We start from the raw sequence: 18556 nt of genomic DNA, 5'->3' as shown, positions 1-18556 counted from the left end.
GCAGAAGAAGGTACAAAAACAGCAGGAGATATATTTTTACATCTCCTGCTGCATCTCCTGATCAGACTGCTCTCTCATGCATATGGAAGAACTTTTGTCAGTTTTAATATGGAATATGGATGGAACGGTGAATTAAAATTTTACAACCTTTTTAATTCCTTTGTCTTTCAATAACTTTTTATACGTTCTTAACTTAGAAGACGGTACCTTTATTACCGCATTGCTTCTACTCTGATCGAATGCCTTTTTACCTACCTCATGCAGTCTGGCAGAATAAATCTTAACATTTTTCAGTTTCTTTTCCGTTCCATAGAATGCATAGTTTCCTATTTTCGCTACGTCTCTTCCTATCTTTACACTGCTCAGCATTTTACAGTTCTGGAATGCACGCGGGCCAATCGAAGCAACATTGCTGCCTATACTTACACTAGAAAGTTTTTTAAAGTTCCTGAAAGAACTGCTTCTGATATAAACAACTTTAAATGTATAATCTTTATATTTGACAGTTGACGGAATGCTTACTTTTTTAACTGACTTTGATACCGCTCCTATAACACTCACTGTTCTTTCTTTTTCCGTAGATTTCTGTACTTTGTATTTCAGTCCCTTATAGCTAAAAGCAGTGCCGGATTTCGGAAGGGATACCGGATTCGCGGCAGGTGCCGCTTTTTCCAGCTGCGCTATTCCTGTCTTGAGGCTTTGTGCCGCTGCCTGTATCGCTGCTGCGGAGACATTGTTATCCCCATATATTTTTTGTGCATTGGCTAATGCATCCTGATACTTTTTCCAGGAAACTGCTGTATAAGCATCTGCTTTTAACAGTTTTGAGCAGGAAATGACGCTTTCCAGAATTGCCTTTTCCATAAGTATCTCATTATCACTGCTAGTCTTCAGGTTATCCAATGCATTCTGCAGCCTCGCAACTGCTTCTCTGTCCTTCTTGCCTGACGCCAGGATTTCCTGGTATTTTGCCTGGAACTGCTTCCATGCATTTTCCGTATAGTCCTTCTGGTTCAGTTTTTGGATCTGTGCTGTTAGCTGATCAAAAGATTGTTCCGGGTCAACAGTCCCTCTCTTCTCAAGAGCCATGATCGCTTCCTTCAATTCACTCTGTACCCTTTCCAGCTCCTGTGCGGATGGCATGATACGCTCTAATAATTTCTCTGCATTTTTCAGGACTTCTGCCATCCTGGCATAGCTTTTTTCCGTATAATCTGCCTGGGATAAAGTTTTTGCAAATGTAACGGTTCCTTCCAGTTCACTCTTCGCTTCCACATCTACATGCTCCATGCATATGCTTCTGACGCGTTCCCCGGTCAGACTGACATTGTAAAAATTCAGTTCATCAATCATTCCCTTAAACTGCCTTACAGGCTCACCTCCGGCAGCATTGCGGTAACCGCCCAGCCACATGGTATACTCATTTCCTGACTGATCGATACCTGCACTTTCTTCCGATGCTTCCTGTTTCCCATTTACATACAGTACAAAAGTGTCTCCTTCCCTGACAAGGGTTATATGATTCCATTCTCCTTCCTTAATAAGACCCGGATCCGTTTTAAGTTCTGCCTTTACTTCCTGTTCATTTCCTCCCTTACCATTATTGATTTCAAAGAATACGCTTCCTTCCCTGATACCAAGATTCCACATCCATGCCGGGAATGTATCTCGCTGTTGTCCCAGCAATGTCTGTTCTTTCTGTATATCCTCCGGGTTCATCCAGAAAGAAATCCCGAACTCTGTAAAATGATCTACTACTCTACCAAGATTTACATAATTCTGCGCTCCGTCAAAGGAAAGTGCCGATCCCTGAATGCCATTTACCCGGATTGAATTTCCATAGATGGTTCCATTTTTACCATTAATGCGATCCAGAATTTCATCTCCGTCTGTCTCATTAAAATCAAATGCTCTCAGATTTCCGAATACAATTGACCGGGCACTGCCTTCAGCAATCACATTTCCGGATAGATCTTTTATGCCGCCGGCTTCCACTTCAATTTCTGTAAATGCCTTCATTTCTTTTTTCAGAGTCAGCGTTACTTGCTTGCCGTCTGCATCCAGTGCGGCGGATAAAACTTCATTTCCAGAAACACGGTAGCTGCCCGTATTTTCCGCCGTTTCTCTGTCTAATTTCTCGTTAAAACGAAGTTGGATTACATTTTTGTCCACTGCTTTTGCTTCTGTTAATTCAGGCGCCTCTTTGTCCTCTTCTGTACTGATGGCCACTTTTGCGCCAGTTCCGGACACCGTATTATGCACGGGTATGATTTCATATTCGTAGCTGTTATTCGCTTCCATTGTCTTATCGGTAAATGCATTGGTAAATGCCTTTCCAAGATAATTGCCATTGCGGTAAACAGCATATTCTTTTACATTTCTGCCATCTGCGGTAACAGGATCCCAGCTCAGAGTGATCTGGCTGCTCTCCATAGATGCTTCTGCATTTTGGGGAACCGGTATTGCCGCGGAAGTTCCCGGCGCATCCTCGGGATCATATACTGTAAACCATGCATAGGTTCCCGGTTCCATAGTTAATTCAATTTCAATGTTTCCATTGCTGTCAATGGTATATTCCTGCGGATTCATATCACCAAAACATAATACTGCTTTTTTATCCGTAGGAACTCCCTCCGGTGTATTAATTTCCGGTATCGGCGGATCATACCAATCCCCCAGACCGGGGTATACCCTCATGTCATCACGGTAATGGGACCCTTCCACAGGTGCCGGTGCCGCTTTTAAATCCGTAAGGCCGGTATAATAAAGCGGTACTTTCACTTTCTGCGTAACTTTTTCTCCGGTCTGGTTGAAAAATGCGCCCAGCCCTTTTTGCTTTGTATCCACAGATGCATGAATAAATCCATCAATATCTAATGTTTTATCACTTGTACGGCTGTTTGATCCTTCCGGGATATCATATACCGGTGGTTTTATATGAATCACATCACCATTCAAAATATCATTGTATTTATTATAGAATTCACCCCAAGTCTTCATAACATTTTCCGAGGGTGCCCCTTGATACAGCCCATTTGCACCGCGGTAAGAGCCGCCTACGCCAAACATCATATTCAGTGCAATAATGTAATCATAATCGTTGATTCTTTCATCATATGGCCAGAAAACGGAATCGTCTCCTCCGGTATAGGCTGAAAATGGAACCAGCGTCCATCCCATGGACGGCATTTTACCAAAAGTGCCATAATAAGCGATCTCTCGTCCATAGATCAGCTGGTGGGCTCTTGGAATTGCAAAAGCCGCCTCTTCATATCCCATTACACCCATACTTGCACCATTCATATAATGCCAGTCCGGGGAATTGATATATACATTCATTTCTCTTAAATCTTTGTAGAAATCCCTGACTGCTGTCTCCCACTGTTTCGCAATGGAATCCTGTTCCCCATCATGTCCGATGTGTTCCGGTTTCTTATTGTTACAAACCCAGCTTGGGTAGGTACCATCGATTTCAATACAATCCATGCCTGTTTCTTTATAAAATTTCAATGCGTTTTGGAGACTTGTCTCTGCTGCAGCAGAGGTCATACAGCGCATATTCCCCCAGCATCCGTTATAGCTTTCGTGGGCGCCCTGATCCCCTCGGGATACTACCATGGTATAGGAGCCGATCAAAATATCTTTTTCATGAGCATAATCGCAGATGCGTTTATACTTCTCAATATTTCCTGCCGAAACATCCTCTACATTGACTCCGGAACCAAAGGAAAGAAGTACCATGTTGAATCCCGACGCTTTTGCCTGATCAATACCTTCTTTAATTTTTTTCTCGTCCGAACTGATCAAATGATAAATTGTAGGATTATCCGTTGTCTGTGGAAAAAGCACCCGGTACATTTTCTTTACCGCAAGCTGCTGCCATTCATAATAGCTGCTGCTTTGAAATAGTTCATATGTACGAAAACCTGTGAAAGTCTCACCCGGCTGCAAGGTATATGCGGGACCAAATTCTTCTATTTTCTGACCCAGATCCGGTTCATACGAATACTGGCTGATAAGCTGTCCAAATGTCCCATTGTCTTTCCACTGCACAGACTGGTGTCTTCCATTATTCCTGTCGTGATTTGGATTTCCGCCATTATAGCTGGTTTCCATATACAGTGCATCCTTTTTTGGTATCTGTATGGGCAGTATTTCAGACCTCAGATGCTGAACAACTACTTTCTCTCCGCCCTCGTTCACAACTTTTACATACTTGGATATTACGGGTATTTCATCGTAAATTTCATACCGCACCTGAAGTTTCACACCTCTGTATTTTTCTTCAACCGAATCTTTTGCCCCATAGTTAACTATCAAAGCCTTTCCCTTTGCGGGCCAGGGTGTATCCTTCATAGTCGGATCCGCCATACGCGGGTCATATTCCCAGTGGAAAATCTCTTCCGTATTCTCTTCGGTTGTATAGTTCAGGTATTCAAAATCCGAATCTTCTCCGCCTATCCGGTATCGTACTTCTCCATCGTCCCCATCTGTATAGTGGTCATTAAGCACAACTTCCATATCTGCCCCAAGGCTGCCATTCTCCAGTAAATCCAGTCCTGTGTACAGATTGTTATAACCGGTTGTCATGAAATTTTTGGATACATCAAATGTCCTCTCCACAATCCCATTACTCAAAGTAACCGTATCATCCTTTTGTACAATCGTAGAAGGAATCTTAACTTCACCGTTGAGCCAATCACCCAGAGTGCTTTCGGCGCTGTTTCCTTCCAGTTCTATGCCAACGCTAAAGGTAAAGATCTTTAATTCTCTGTTGGTTATTCCCTGAAGATTCTCCAATGCCCCGGCAGGAATGGTAAGAGAATACACATGTCCCGAAGCCAGTGGCTCCGCCGCTGTTATTTCCAGGGTTTCTGCACCTTCAACTTTTTCATCACAATCCAGCACTTCACAAGCAGCCGGAACCTCTGTACCAGTTGTTTCATCTTTGAAAATAATGGCTTCCGTACTCAGTTGAACCGCCATATTATAAGTAACAGCTATCTTTCCCTGTTTACTAATGGTACTGCCATCGGATGGTGATACCCCTTTGATCTCCGGCGGCAGATTCTGAAGGATTCCTTCGGTTGATTTTTGAATCTGCTGTTCTGTCAATGCAACATTGAAAATCCTTACATCATCCATTCTGCCTTTAAAAGCATGACCGTTAAAAATAGCAGATCCGTCCGCATTCCATCCTGAACCGATCAGCAGGTCATTGGGATTTAATGCCTGGTCTATCTGCATCGCTACCGCTTCCGATGCTATCAGCTCTCCATTCAGATACATTTTATAAGTATTTTTATCACAGGTAACAGCCAGATGGCTCCAGTTATCAAATGCCAGACGATAGTCTTCACCCGCTGCTATCCAGGTTCCTCCTGCAGTTCCTTTATTCTCAAATTCAATATTTCCGTTGTTTCTAACGCAAAAATAAAAGGCATTCTGTGGAACCGTGGTGCGGTCCCGCCCAAAAATTTTATTCAGGCTGTTTCCGCCGCTGGGATCAATATTTACCCATGCTTCAAATGTATACTCATCGTGGATATCAGGATTACCGATATTGATATAGGTATTATTTCCGTTAAACTCCAGAGACTTTCCATAAATACCAAAATCATCCACTCTATAGTTACCATTTACTGCGTATTCTTTCTGATCAGTTTCGTTGATCACGACCTTTTTCCCTGCATTCTCCCCGGTTCCGTCCACGACCTCATCCATTGTGAACTGGAATAAGGATTCGGGCAGTTCTATCTCTTCATCCGGGTTCCCTTCCGCTGCCAGATCTTTCATCTTGGCATCATTTACAGCCGTATCAATGTAGTTTGAAATTCCGTCGAATTCAAGTGCTTCTCCATGGCTGCCAACGGGGTCCGTCAGGGATTCGTTATTCCCGGCTTCAGGTTCTGCTGTTTCTTTCTGTACCGTGTTTTCCGTGATTAACTCAGCTGCGCTTACCGGTACGGCCCCCATTACCATACTTGCTGATACAGCCAGTGCAAGACTCTTTTTCATCCATTTTTGTATCATTTTTTTCCCTCCTGCATTATAATTTTACTAATATGCTTTTCTCCTTTATCTGACTAACATTATTTCTTTATTTCCACACTACCTTGCAAGCCTTTCCCCCTGAATAATTTCTTATAAGAAGAAACCTTATTTTTAGGCACGCGTATAACTGTCTTCCTATTAATTTTCTTAAATGCGCTGGTACCTACGGAATATAATTTTTTAGTCTTGATCTGGATATCTATTAAATTTTTATCTCCATAGAAAGCATATTTGCCTATTTTCGTAACCCGCTCGCCAATTGTAACTTTTTTAAGATTTGTATTATTCTGGAATGCATAATTTCCTATAGAATTTACATATTTGCCAATAGTTACCTTGGACAGCTTTTTGTAGTTTTTAAATGCTTTTGCAGAGATTTCCGTTACACGGAATGTATAGCCATTCACCTTGACAGAGGAAGGGATACTCACTTTTGTCATGGTATTCTTCGTACCTGACACTACCGCAACTGTACCGTCTTTTGCTGCAGATTTTGTAACCTTGTATCTCAGGCTTCCAATCTTATGTACAGAGCCTGCCTTTGGAAGTTTCACAGCCGGCGTTGCGGGAGGCGTAACTGGCTTTAGCTGTAAACCATTTGCTGCCAGTCTTAGTTTTTGAGACATTGCCATCATCTCTGCCTTATCTGCGGATGGTTTTGCTGCAAGTGCTGAACCTTGTGCAATCGTATCATTGAAAGCTTTCCAGCTTGCATCCGTATAATTGCCCTGGCCTTTGCCCAGAACCGTATTCAGTACAGACAGGATGGACTGAAATTCTATTTTGGCTTCCACAAAGGAAGTATCTGCTTTCACCGTTAAGTTCCGGAATGCATTCTTCGCCCGGTTTACTGCTCCAATGACTTCCGATGAGACTGCATCCTGCTTATCCGACATCTGAACAGCATTGTTCACTGCATTGATATATGCTTTCCAGCTGCTGTCCGTATAGATGCCCTGGCCTTTTTCCATCATGGCTTTTCCCACTAATATCTCTTTTTCAAGAGCTATCTTCGCCGTTTCCAGATCAACAGACTCCTGAGTAATCAATCCCCGGACTGCCTTTTCGATTGCTGCAGCCATTGCATCTACATCTGCCTGCCGGTCAATCGTCAGATCCCTGACAACAGCGTTAACCGCGTCTGTTACTGCAGCTGCACTTTCCCGGGTATAAATGGTGAGATCCTGCGGAACCTGACTCAGTGCCGCATCCACATTCGTGTAATCAGCCGGTTCTTCTCCTGCATACTCAATGGTATAAACTGCGTTTTCGGTACTTTCAAATTCAATTGTCTTTTCCCCCGTATTTACTGTAGAACCTTTTTTATAATCAATTTCCTGTCCTGACTGGTCGGTTACTCTTACAACAGAATTTTCCCAGGGATTCACCAATTTGACCGGTTCCCCTTTTTCACTGGTGATTTCAATGTAATCCACCTGTCCGCCTGTCATGCTGGAAGACAGTAAGAATGCTCCTCTTTCCCGCAGTCTGGTAAAGCTTGCATCCGCTCCCGTCCAATTCGGGAATACCTTAATAATATCATTGTCACTCTGTAATAACATGGTGTTAATAAATTCAATTGCTCCCGCTTTTTCGATTCCGTGGTAGCCATCCTGTATCACGAAGTTCTCACACATGGAACTGTCAAGAAGCTTCTTGAATTTCGATATAATGTATTGAGGATCCACACCGCATCTTACCGCATGCAGATATACTTTCGGTGTTTCGTTGATTTGAGACCATATATTTTTGTTTGCAAGCTCTTTTAATTCAATACTGTTTCTTGCCGCTTCCCGTAGTTCCGGATCGGTATCATATCCCAGCTGCTGTCCCGGAGCTATAAACTCAAGCCCGACATTTGCCTCATGAGCCCTGAATTTGGCTCCTACCTCACTTAACGGAACATACGGTTTGTCATAAGTAAAATTCGCATCACTCTGAGGCACAAAATCCTGGATCGGGTAATCCGCAAAGTTTTCATACATGTCCTTCCAGACCGCCAGTTTCTCTGCCGGAGGGAATATATTTCCATCCTCTGTTCCATCGATCAGGCATTCTAAGATATTCTTTACCGTACCGATTGCAGTTCCGGAATTCATGTCAAAGGTGTTCTCATGTGCTCCTGTCCAGATATTATAACGGTATTTACCATCTCCAAGATCTTCTTTTTCACACCATTTTTCATAAAAATTAGCATTTGCCAGCAGATACGGATAAATTTCCTTTAAATAATCACCATCTTTCGTATAATTGTAATATTGTGTCAGACCCATTGCTGCAAATCCCGCATTGTATACCTGCATCAGATATCCGCCTGCTTCGCCGCCCCATGCATAAGATCCCCATGGTCCCAGTGCAACCGGGTACAGAATACCGTCATCAATTCCATCCACCAGTTCAGGTCTTCCGTCAAATTTACCATTGTTAAAGGCCGTTCCATTTTCGCCCGGCTGATTTCCTCCATAGATATAATTATAGTATACATTAGCGATGTCTGTCTTTGCTCTCTGGCTGCCGTTTTCCATAAAATCTAAAAGAGGGTCCTTCAGCGATTTGGAAAATTCCCCGCGGTTGCTGGAATGCATACCATAAAACGGTGCAATAAAGTTATAATTCATATGGAAATCCCCGTTCCACATAGCACCGTCCGTTGTGGTCCAGATACCATAGAGACCGGGTGGAAGACTGTCTTCCCTGCTGGTACACGCCATATAGTATAAAGATCCATAATAATATCTGTGCAGTTGTTCATCTCCGATGTTAATATAAGATTTCAGCCAGTAATCTTTCCACCACTGATCATTGCTTTCTTTTAAGGATACCAGATCCTGGGCATTCTGATACTGTGCCAGAATATCGGATGCCTCATTTTGCGGCTCCATACCCTGTAAATTACCTGTGAAATCATAATTTTGGCCGCCGCCTCCCACAGATGTTACAATCTGCACGGTCTGTCCCGGTTCAATGGTAAACTTAAGTACTGCTTCGGAATCTTTATTTTTCTCAGCTGCTGCTTTAGTGCCCAGAACTTTTGATTTTAATACAACTTCAGAAGTCCAGGATTTTTCATTCTGATTTTCAACCAGATTAACCGTTTTCTTCGACGCCCAAACCATGTCGCCGTCAACCCCGGAATCAAGTGGGAAATCCTCAAGATCTGTTTTGGTCCAGACTGCACTTTCCAGATTAAGCGGTTCCTCTCCGGTGGATGTTATTTCTGTTACCATTACATTATCCGTAGCAGAGATCCAGGATGAACAGGTAATAGGTATCCCTGATATTTCCATATTTGTATCCAGTCTGCCATTTGTGATATCCAGAGTTTCTTTAAAATCATACACAATATCGCCAGTGATCAGATTTTTGTTGGCCTCATCATAAAACCGCATTTCTGCAATCCGGGCGGTACTGTCTCTTCCAGGATTAGCCTTTGAAATAAAGACTTTTACGTACTGCGCCTCTATTGCCTCATCCAGAATAAACTCCGTTGCATTTTCCAAATTTTCCGTTACGGTCTGAACTGTTTCATAAATTTCACCATCCTTACTCACCCGGACTTCAAAATCAGAGGTATTCATTTCCGTCTGGGCATTATTATAGGATCCCTGATGGTAAAGAACATATTTTTTTAGCATGTTCACTTCCCCAAAATCGACCTGGAACCAATGGCTTTTTTTATCATCCGCATGCTCGTTGCCATTACATGCCCAGGTGTCCTTGTCCTGTTCCATTTTATCATCTATGATTCCTTCCAGATCATAGATATACGCAGGGTCTGCATCACTGATATATCCACAACCGGTTACCTTTGCTGCTGCTTTGGTACTTTCCAGCAGTTCCATTTCCAGAATTCTGGCTGTGTTATCTCTGTCTGCGTTGGGTTTTGCAATATCTACTTTGATATATTGTATTTCTTTTGCCTGGTCAAACTGAAAGCTCGTTTTTTGCTGGTCATTGTCCGTAACGGTTTGTACAGTTTCATAATTAATTCCGTCTGAACTAACGGATACTTCAAAGTCTGATGTATACATTAAGGGATTCATATGGTGATAAATTTCATATCCACGGATGGATTTTACCTGATTTAAATTAATCTCAAACCAATGTGCGTCCGGCTCATGATCGGTTCCCTTACATGCCCAGCTGTCTTTATCCTTATCCATCTTACCGTCAATAATGCCATCCAGATCATAAACATATTCCGGATTCGCATCATCGATAAACCCGCATCCTGTTACGGTAGGTTTTATCTCCGGTTCCTCTTCCTCCTGCATCTCCCGTATGGTCAGGCCCCCGACGGACAGGGGGGATACCCTGCCTGCATCTGCAGAGCCTATGTTATCCGTGTTCATATTTCCACAGTTCCAAAAATCTTGTTTTGATATTAAATAGGACTTTTCTTTTGAATTACCGGAAGAGTTAACACCGACATCTCCATTTCCCATCAATGCAGTCTCTATCATTCTCTGCGCCACAGCACCTTTATAGGTGGCATCATTCCACACAGGAGTATAATTCTTCAATGTCTCACGCAGCGTTTCCCATTGAGCGTCGTTGCCAACGGAACTTCCTTCATTTGCAGCTGCACTGACCGGCATCATATTCATAAACACCGATGTAATCAGCAAAGCAGATAATCCTCTTGCCATAAACCTTCTTTTCATTCTCTTATTTCCTCCTACTACAATATATTTATGGTTAATATCCCTTACAGCCAGTAAGGAATTATCCATCTTGTTGCTTAAGCTGTATAATGATGGAGCAATCGGTATAACGGATTCCTCCTTGGGCTTCGCGCCCGTACAAAAGTCTGTTAACCAGCTCCTCATTCGCAGCGTTCGTTTTATGCAGGTTGATCCACCTTCAGGGTGCGTTCGTGTCACACCACAGTAGATTGAATAGGCAATGAGTAAAACTGGTACTTATCCATTGCAATTATTCTTTCTAAGGAGTGACAATTTATGAACATGAACGCAGTAGGTATTGATGTTTCCAAGAGAAAAAGCACAGTGGCAGTTCTCCGTCCAGGTGGTGATGTCGTTGTAAAGCCCTTTGATATTCCACATTTGGATGATGCATTTCAATCACTAATTAATCTTCTACATTCCCTTGATGGTGAAACCCGTATCGTCATGGAATGTACCGGACACTACTATGAACCAATTGCCCGGACACTGTCACAGGCAGGATTCTTTGTAAGTGCTGTGAATCCCCAGATTATCTGTAACTTTCAGGGACAGGATAATCCTCTTCGCAGAGTAAAAACAGATAAAGCTGATTCCGTTAAAATCGCTCGATATGCACTTGACAGTTGGGCAAAGCTGAAACAATATAGTCTTATGGATGAAATACGCACTCAGCTTAAAACAATGAACCGCCAGTTTGATTTCTATATGAAACACAAAACGGCAATGAAAAACAACCTGATTGGTCTCATCGACCAGACTTATCCGGGTGCCAACACCTACTTTGACAGTCCCGCCCGTGAGGACGGCAGTCAGAAATGGGTAGATTTCCTTGGCACCTACTGGCATGTCGATTGTGTTCGTAAAATGTCCTTAAAAGCTTTTACTSACCACTATCAAAAGTGGTGCAGCCGTAAGAAGTACAACTTCAGCCAAACAAAAGCTGAAGAAATCTATGGAACTGCCAAGGAACTGATTCCTGTACTTCCAAAAGATAATTTTACCAAACGCATCATCAAACAGGCGATAGAACAGCTAAATACTGCTTCCCAGACTTTTGTAAAATTCTGCAAATTCATTCATCTGGCCCCATAGCCAATAATCATCCTTTGACAGCTCCTGCCGTAGTTCCGCTGACAATATATTTCTGTCCAAATATATAGAGAATCATAATCGGTGCAACAGATAACAGAATATCTGCAAAAATCATATTCCATTCATTAAAATGCTGTCCGAAGAAATTATATATTGAATTAATCATTCCCAGCTTTTTTGTATCGTTTAAAAGATACAGCGGGGTAATAAAATCATTCCATGCCCCTAAAAAGTTAAGCACCAGCCCGGTGATGGTAACCGGCTTCAAAAGGGGCAGAATCACCTTAAAAAACAGACTGAGAGGTCCGGCTCCATCAATAACTGCCGCCTCATCCAGCTCTCTTGGTATCCCTCCAATAAAACTGTCAAAGAGAAAGATCAGAAACGGAATGCCTAATGCTGCATTCACCAGGATAATTCCCATATATGTATTCTGAATATGCAGTGCCTTCAATACAAATATAGTGGCGACATAGTTTACCGGTGCAATCAGTCCCAGAAAAAAATAATTGTATAGGCCCTTATTCATTTTATTTCTGTCTCTGCTAATAGAAAAAGCAGCCATTGCCGAAACAATCAGGCAGATCACTACGGATACTCCTGATATAAGCATACTGTTTCCAAATGCTCTCACCAGGCTTCCTGCTTCAATTACGTCTATATAATTCCTCCATTGGATTACCTGGGGGAATGCAAAGTTCAATTCTCCGGCTTCACTTGAGGTTTTCAGGGAATTTATTACAATGAAATATAACGGCAGAAGGACGGTAAGGCTGCCTATGGCGGCAGTTATAAGTCTTAATATTTTTCCAGTCAACTGTTTTTTCTTCATTTTATTCCTCCTCCCCAACTAAAGCTTTTTTCATAACCATTGAAATAATGAAGGTTACCAGAAATACAATGACAGAAAGTGCATTAGCCATACCATAACGCCCACTGCCAAATTCCTTGAACACCTGTGTATTGATCACTTCTGAATAGGTTCCAGGACCGCCGCCTGTCAATGAATAAATAATGTCAAATACTTTCAGCCCGTGAATTGTATTCAGTACCATAACCATCGTCAGCGAGGATCTTAAGAACGGCAGCGTTACATAGAAAAACTGTTTCCATTTACCCGCTCCGTCAATTCCGGCAGCCTCATAATACTCTTTCGGAATCATTTGGAGACCTGCAAGCAAGATCATCATATTCCATCCTGCCATTCTCCAAATCTCAACAACCATGGTACTTCCCAGAGCTGTATGCGGATTGGCAAGCCATCCTTTTACCAAGCTCTCAAGCCCCAGAAGACGAAGAATGTTATTTAGCGGTCCATCCATTCCCAGAATTGAAGTAAATGCAATACCGATAATCAAAGGCGCCAGTGTATACGGGAGAAAATACAGGCCTCTGAATAAATTTTTGCTTCTCAGTCCTGTATTCAGGAGAAGCGCCAGACCAAGCCCAAGCAGAGTTTTACCTATAACCGTTACTACGGTAAACGAAAGCGTATGCTCCACACTCTTCAGATATGGGCCGCCGTGGGACAGGAAAATATCTTTATAATTCTGTAGCCCTACAAAAGAAATTTTAGACCAGGACGTATTCCAGTCTGTTAACGAAATGCCGATTCCGGCCACCACAGGTATCATAAACATAACTGTATACAATACAATTGCCGGAACTGAAAATAATGGACTGTATATCTTTTTTTTGTTCATAATATTTTACCTTTTCTCTATTTCATCTTAATATTTAAGAGGTAATGATTTTGCTTATCCATTACCTCTTTTCCATAACCTTTCTCTATTTTTCAAATAACGGTTCTCTCATGGCATCAATGCCTTCCAGCACTTCCATAGCTGTTCCGCCAAGATACATATTTTGAACCTGAATACCAATCTCTGTGCTGTTCCAGTTGGTTACACCGGTTTCAAAGTTCTGTCCCACTCCTGTTCCATTTGAAACTACGGTCTTATAACCATTGGATACATTCCCTTCAATATCCGTAAATGAACACTGTCCCAGATCCTGTCTGGCTGCATAATAAGTTTCCAGATTATCCTTTCTTGTCAGGAAATTAAAATAATCTTTCGCTGCATCGATCACCTTAGAATCTTTGTTGATACTGCGCCCTACACCACCTGAAGACTGGGCAAATACCGTATTGTCATTTAACGGAACCTGGAACATTTCCCATTTGTCTGCATTAGTAGACGGATCTTTTGCCATAATCTCATTCTGGAAAGTAGTATATACCAGTATCATGGCATATTCTCCCGTAATCATTTTATCCACACTGCTCTCCCAGGTGTTGGACATGAATTCTTCTCCAAAATAACCAGCTTCTTCAATTTGCTTCATCTGTTCCAGACCTTTTAAAAGTCCTTCCTGTTCTGCAAACTTTGCAGTGTCCTGATTGAGGGATTCCCGAAGTCCCGGCTTGCTTTCTTCCGCCTGAGCCGAAAGAGTATCCAGCCATGTTGCCTGGTGCCACTGAGCCGCTCCCGGTTCATAGATCGGTGTAATACCTAAATTCTTAATTGCCTCACAGGCTTCCATAAAACTGTCAAAGGTCTTAGGTACTTCTTTGATACCCGCTTTTTCAAAAATATCCGGGTTATAAAGCATCGCCCATCCGTCAGCACTCCAGGTAAGGCACTGCACTATTTTTCCGTCATAAGTGGTTCCTTCTTTTGCCCAGTCGCGATAGCGTGATACCCATTCTTCTCCGGACAGATCCAATGCATGTTCTGACGGCTGATATTCCTGTATTCCGGCTCCTGACTGGGTGAGATAAATATCCGGTCCTTCACCCACAGCAAATTTAGAATTCAGTACATTGGTATACTGGTCATCAGGGCTTGCCTGCCACTGGATTGTATTGCCGGACTCTTCCTCATATTTTGCAGCAAGTTCCTTATCAATATCTTTGATCCAGTTGGATGATGCAGCTACCGTAATCGTAACCCCTTCTTTCGCTTCATCGCTCCTTGCTGTTTCCGCAGATCCCGCTTCCGTGTCACTCGCCGTGGTATCTCCCGTTGTTTCCTGAACCGCTTCCGTTCCTTTTGATTCAGTAACTGCCGTTTTGCTTTCCCCGCTTCCACCGCATCCTGCAAGTGCTGCTGCTGATATCGTTGCTGCCAGTGTAACTCCCAAAACCTTTCTCAATTTCATGCTATTCATTTTGCTTCCTCCTTTTTGTTTAACATGTTTATACTATAGCACCCGGAATTGTATTTGTATTTACACATTTTCTACTTCACATTGTGGACTTTTCCTACTTCTTCCTTTCCTGCCTGTTTTTAGCAAATAATCACTTGTAATTCCTTAAAATAACGGATATGATTAAGAAAATAAGAACTTTTTGGGGGGAAGATATGAAAAAGTCTATTCAATCCAATCTTTTTTTGAGCTATTCAAAACTAATTGTTATCCTTATTCTTATTTTAGTGACTTTCTTCTATGCTTACATATCTAATTCACTAAAGGAGAATGCTTCTAACGCGCTGGTGGACAAATGCGACAACCTGACTACCCAGATTGATACCCAGTTAGAAAGGCTCAATAACTATTCCAAACGTATTGCTGTATCCAAACCAATCAAATCACTGTTAAAGCAAGACATGTATAGTTTTACACGTGAAAGTGCCCAGAAAAAGTTAGACTTTTCAGATATGGTATTTAGTGCTTTGGACTATAGAATCGATAATATATCCATTAATATTTTTGATTTTGACGGACACTATATCAATATGTCAAAATCCAGTACGTTTAAAACGATCCCCCCCGAAAAAGTAAAAAACCTGACCTGGATCTCCGATGTTATGGATGCAAAAGGCAATAAAATCCTGCTTGAGCCTCACCCGGATGACTGGGGTTTTGAGAATGAACCGGTTATTTCACTTTGCCGCTCCTTCAGTGAAAAAAATACCCTTCCCCATAATACGATACTGGAATTACAGCAGCCCTTCTCTGTGATTCAAAAGATCATTGAAAAGACGCTGTCCAATAAAACAGAATCTTATAACCTTTACATATTGGACGAGAACGGCCATATTGTTTATGCATATGAAAACACCGGTCATAATAACCATAACGGGAGTATCAGCGAATATTGGAAATCGATTACAGTCAGTGAATCTGCCAACGGTCTTCTCCAGGGAAATACTGCCGAAGCAGGCAATACTTACTGTGCTTACCGGACTTCAGCCCAGTTTGGCTGGACGTTCCTTGTGGAAACCTCCAGGGATGTACTGTTAAAACCCATTAACCAGTTCCGCAATATTATCTTTTTAACACTTGTTGCAATCCTTCTGACTACGCTTCTGATATCCTATCAGATATCCAGAAGTCTGGTAATACCGCTGCGAAAGCTGCAGGAAATCACAACCCGGCTGGATCTGAAGACGATATCTAAAGACACCGTTCCGGATTACAGCAGCCAGTATGATGAACTAAACCAGCTGTACCATTCCTTCCAGTCCATGAACAAGAAGCTGGAGGATTCCCTGGATGAAGTAGTATCCCTGCGTTCCCATGAGATTCAGGCAAAAATGCTTGCCCTTCAGTCCCAGATGAATCCCCATTTTCTCTATAACACACTGTCAACCATCAGTATACTGGCGGAAGAAGACTGTACGAAAGAAATTATCGATGTCTGTGACGATCTTTCCTCCATTCTCCGCTATATTTCTTCCAGCAGTATGCAAAAAGTAATCTTAATCCAGGAAATTGACCAGAGCATTGCCTACATGAACCTGATGAAAATAAAATTTGAGGATCGGCTTATCTTCCACATAGATATTGATGATTCCATGTACCACATAAGAATTCCAAAACTAATCATCCAGCCCCTTCTTGAAAACTGTATCAAGTACGCAATCCATGTAATCCCCCCCTGGGTGATACATATTGAAGGAACAACAAAAGATAATACCTGGTATATCAAAGTAACCGATAACGGATCCGGTTTTAATCCTGAAAAATTAGAGGCACTTGAAAACACGCTTGCGTCCATTATTCCTGAAAAATCCCTGCCGGAACTGGAAATTGATGGTATGGGGCTGATTAACCTCTATATACGGCTTAAGCTGGCTTACCGTGAAAATGCTGTTTTCAAAATAAAAAATCTGCCTGGCGGCGGAACGGAAGTTACTATTGGTGGAATTATAAGCGAGGATAAAAATTATGGAGATAAATAGACCTGTCCGCATCATTGTTGCGGAAGACGAATCTTTGATTTTAAAAAATATCATTAAAAAAATTGAAAATATTTCCCCTGATTTTCAGGTGGTTGGAAGTGCCTACAACGGATTGGATGCCCTTCACCTTCTGGATACAACTAAAGCACAGATATTATTTACCGATATAAAAATGCCAATGATGGATGGGCTGGAATTAATCCGGCGCATACGGGAAAAAAATACATCCCTTCAAATTGCCATCATCAGCGGTTATGATGACTTTGAATATGCCAGGAGTGCAATCCGGTACGACGTTGCAGATTATCTGTTAAAGCCGGTGAAAGAAGCGAATCTGGAAAGTATTCTGCGAAAAATGCAGGACACAATAAAGCAAAAGGAGAAATCAATTGAGCGCAGCATCCTCTCTTCCGCCCTTGCGGGGCAAGCCTCGGATGCGCTTATGCCTTCTTCCTTTTCCGGCAGACACTTTATGCTGTTCCTGATCTGTTTTGGTAATTTAAAAAACCATATTCCCGGTCTGACGGTTCAAGCAGACGATGACTCTTTATTTTCGGAGGATACTATGCTGAAAGCGCTCAATACTTGTTTTTCTAAACAGGAAAGCTGGTGGCTGATTGACGAACGGGAAATGAACCAGAAATTCTTAATAGTTACTGCCAGTCAGAATAATGAAAAAGAAATCTTGCAAAATGCCAAAACTCTGCTGGGGGTTCTGGAAAAAATATATGCACCTGTATCAATCGCTGTCTGTGAACACTATATTGCATATCAGGATATTGAAACTTCATCAAGGATGCTGCGAAACCGTTTGTACCATGGCTTGATTATCGGTTTCTCCCAAGTCATTACTCCGGAATCCACCGTCGGTCATACCAAGCTTGATATTTCCGATATAAATAAATTATCCGCATCTGCGAAATCTGAGAATTTTGTATCTTTTTCACAATTTCTGGAGGCTCTGTTCAGTCAGTGGCAAAATTTAAAATGTCCCCAGTATATGATTGAAAGTCAGCTGCTGCAAATTCTCCGTTTAACGGAAAATGACTTCGAAACAACAAATGAAGAAAATAATATGCACGAAAAAAGGTTATATGACTGCATCCAAAATGCAGCCGCCATTAATTCATTATTTTCTGAGGTCTTAAACATATTCCAGGAGATCTTCCGTATACAATCAAGAAAATGCTCGGATGCATCTTCTATCATAAATGAACTTGAGCTATTTATGAAGAAAAATTATGCATCCCCTATTAACATAGAGGACATGGCAAGGAAGTTTAATTTCAACGCCTCTTATCTGACCCGGATTTTCAAAAAGCATACCGGAGAATCCCCTGTGAAATACCTACTGCGGCTGCGTATAGACGAAGCAAAAAAACTGCTTCTGGAACATTCCGATTTATCCGTGAAGCAAATAAGTACTTTGGTCGGTTATGAGGACCAGCACTATTTCAGCCGGTTTTTTAAGGAATTAACCGGTGTATCTCCTTCCGATTACCGAAATAAGAATCTTTGAATAAAACAATTGCT

7 protein-coding genes and 1 pseudogene are annotated in these 18556 nt (G+C 42.0%); 3 read left to right on the top strand and 5 right to left on the bottom strand.

The window, feature by feature from the left end; all coding sequences use genetic code 11:
• Nucleotides 1-132: 132 nt before the first annotated feature.
• Both QR40_RS08265 and QR40_RS08260 read right to left on the bottom strand, forming a co-directional pair.
• The gene (locus QR40_RS08265) at nucleotides 133-6033 is read right to left on the bottom strand and encodes a LamG-like jellyroll fold domain-containing protein (RefSeq protein WP_044294294.1); all 5901 of its coding nucleotides are present in this window, start codon (nucleotides 6031-6033) and stop codon (nucleotides 133-135) included.
• 59 nt (nucleotides 6034-6092) lie between these two features.
• On the bottom strand, nucleotides 6093-10718 hold the full coding sequence (locus tag QR40_RS08260) for a discoidin domain-containing protein (protein ID WP_160295785.1): 4626 nt from the start codon (nucleotides 10716-10718) through the stop codon (nucleotides 6093-6095).
• Nucleotides 10719-11015: 297 nt separating this feature from the next.
• On the opposite strand from QR40_RS08260, the pseudogene QR40_RS08255 reads away from it, so the two are divergent.
• Nucleotides 11016-11795: pseudogene (locus QR40_RS08255) on the top strand (IS110 family transposase); the annotation flags it as partial.
• Between the two features lie 46 nt (nucleotides 11796-11841).
• Here QR40_RS08255 and QR40_RS08250 read toward each other — a convergent pair.
• From QR40_RS08250 to QR40_RS08240, 3 genes are all read right to left on the bottom strand, one after another.
• Nucleotides 11842-12666, bottom strand: coding sequence for a carbohydrate ABC transporter permease (locus QR40_RS08250; RefSeq protein WP_044294292.1), 825 nt, complete (start codon nucleotides 12664-12666; stop codon nucleotides 11842-11844).
• A gap of 1 nt (nucleotide 12667) precedes the next feature.
• Nucleotides 12668-13537, bottom strand: a complete 870-nt coding sequence (locus QR40_RS08245) for a carbohydrate ABC transporter permease (RefSeq protein WP_044294291.1) — start codon at nucleotides 13535-13537, stop codon at nucleotides 12668-12670.
• A gap of 85 nt (nucleotides 13538-13622) precedes the next feature.
• Nucleotides 13623-15005: an ABC transporter substrate-binding protein gene (locus QR40_RS08240; RefSeq protein WP_044294290.1), complete on the bottom strand. Its 1383-nt coding sequence runs from the start codon at nucleotides 15003-15005 to the stop codon at nucleotides 13623-13625.
• 224 nt (nucleotides 15006-15229) lie between these two features.
• On the opposite strand from QR40_RS08240, the gene QR40_RS08235 reads away from it, so the two are divergent.
• Complete coding sequence (locus QR40_RS08235; protein WP_160295784.1) at nucleotides 15230-17023, top strand: cache domain-containing sensor histidine kinase; 1794 nt, start codon at nucleotides 15230-15232, stop codon at nucleotides 17021-17023.
• Nucleotides 17010-18542 carry a helix-turn-helix domain-containing protein gene (locus tag QR40_RS08230; RefSeq protein WP_044294288.1) on the top strand — a complete coding sequence of 511 codons (1533 nt, stop codon included), beginning with the start codon at nucleotides 17010-17012 and terminating at the stop codon, nucleotides 18540-18542. Before QR40_RS08235 ends, QR40_RS08230 begins: the two co-directional genes overlap by 14 nt.
• Nucleotides 18543-18556 lie beyond the last annotated feature (14 nt).

This window comes from Robinsoniella peoriensis (genome assembly GCF_000797495.1).
GTDB classification, from domain to species: domain Bacteria; phylum Bacillota; class Clostridia; order Lachnospirales; family Lachnospiraceae; genus Robinsoniella; species Robinsoniella peoriensis.
The sequence above is the reverse complement of the archived record's forward strand: the minus strand, read 5'-3'. Positions and strand labels throughout refer to the sequence as shown.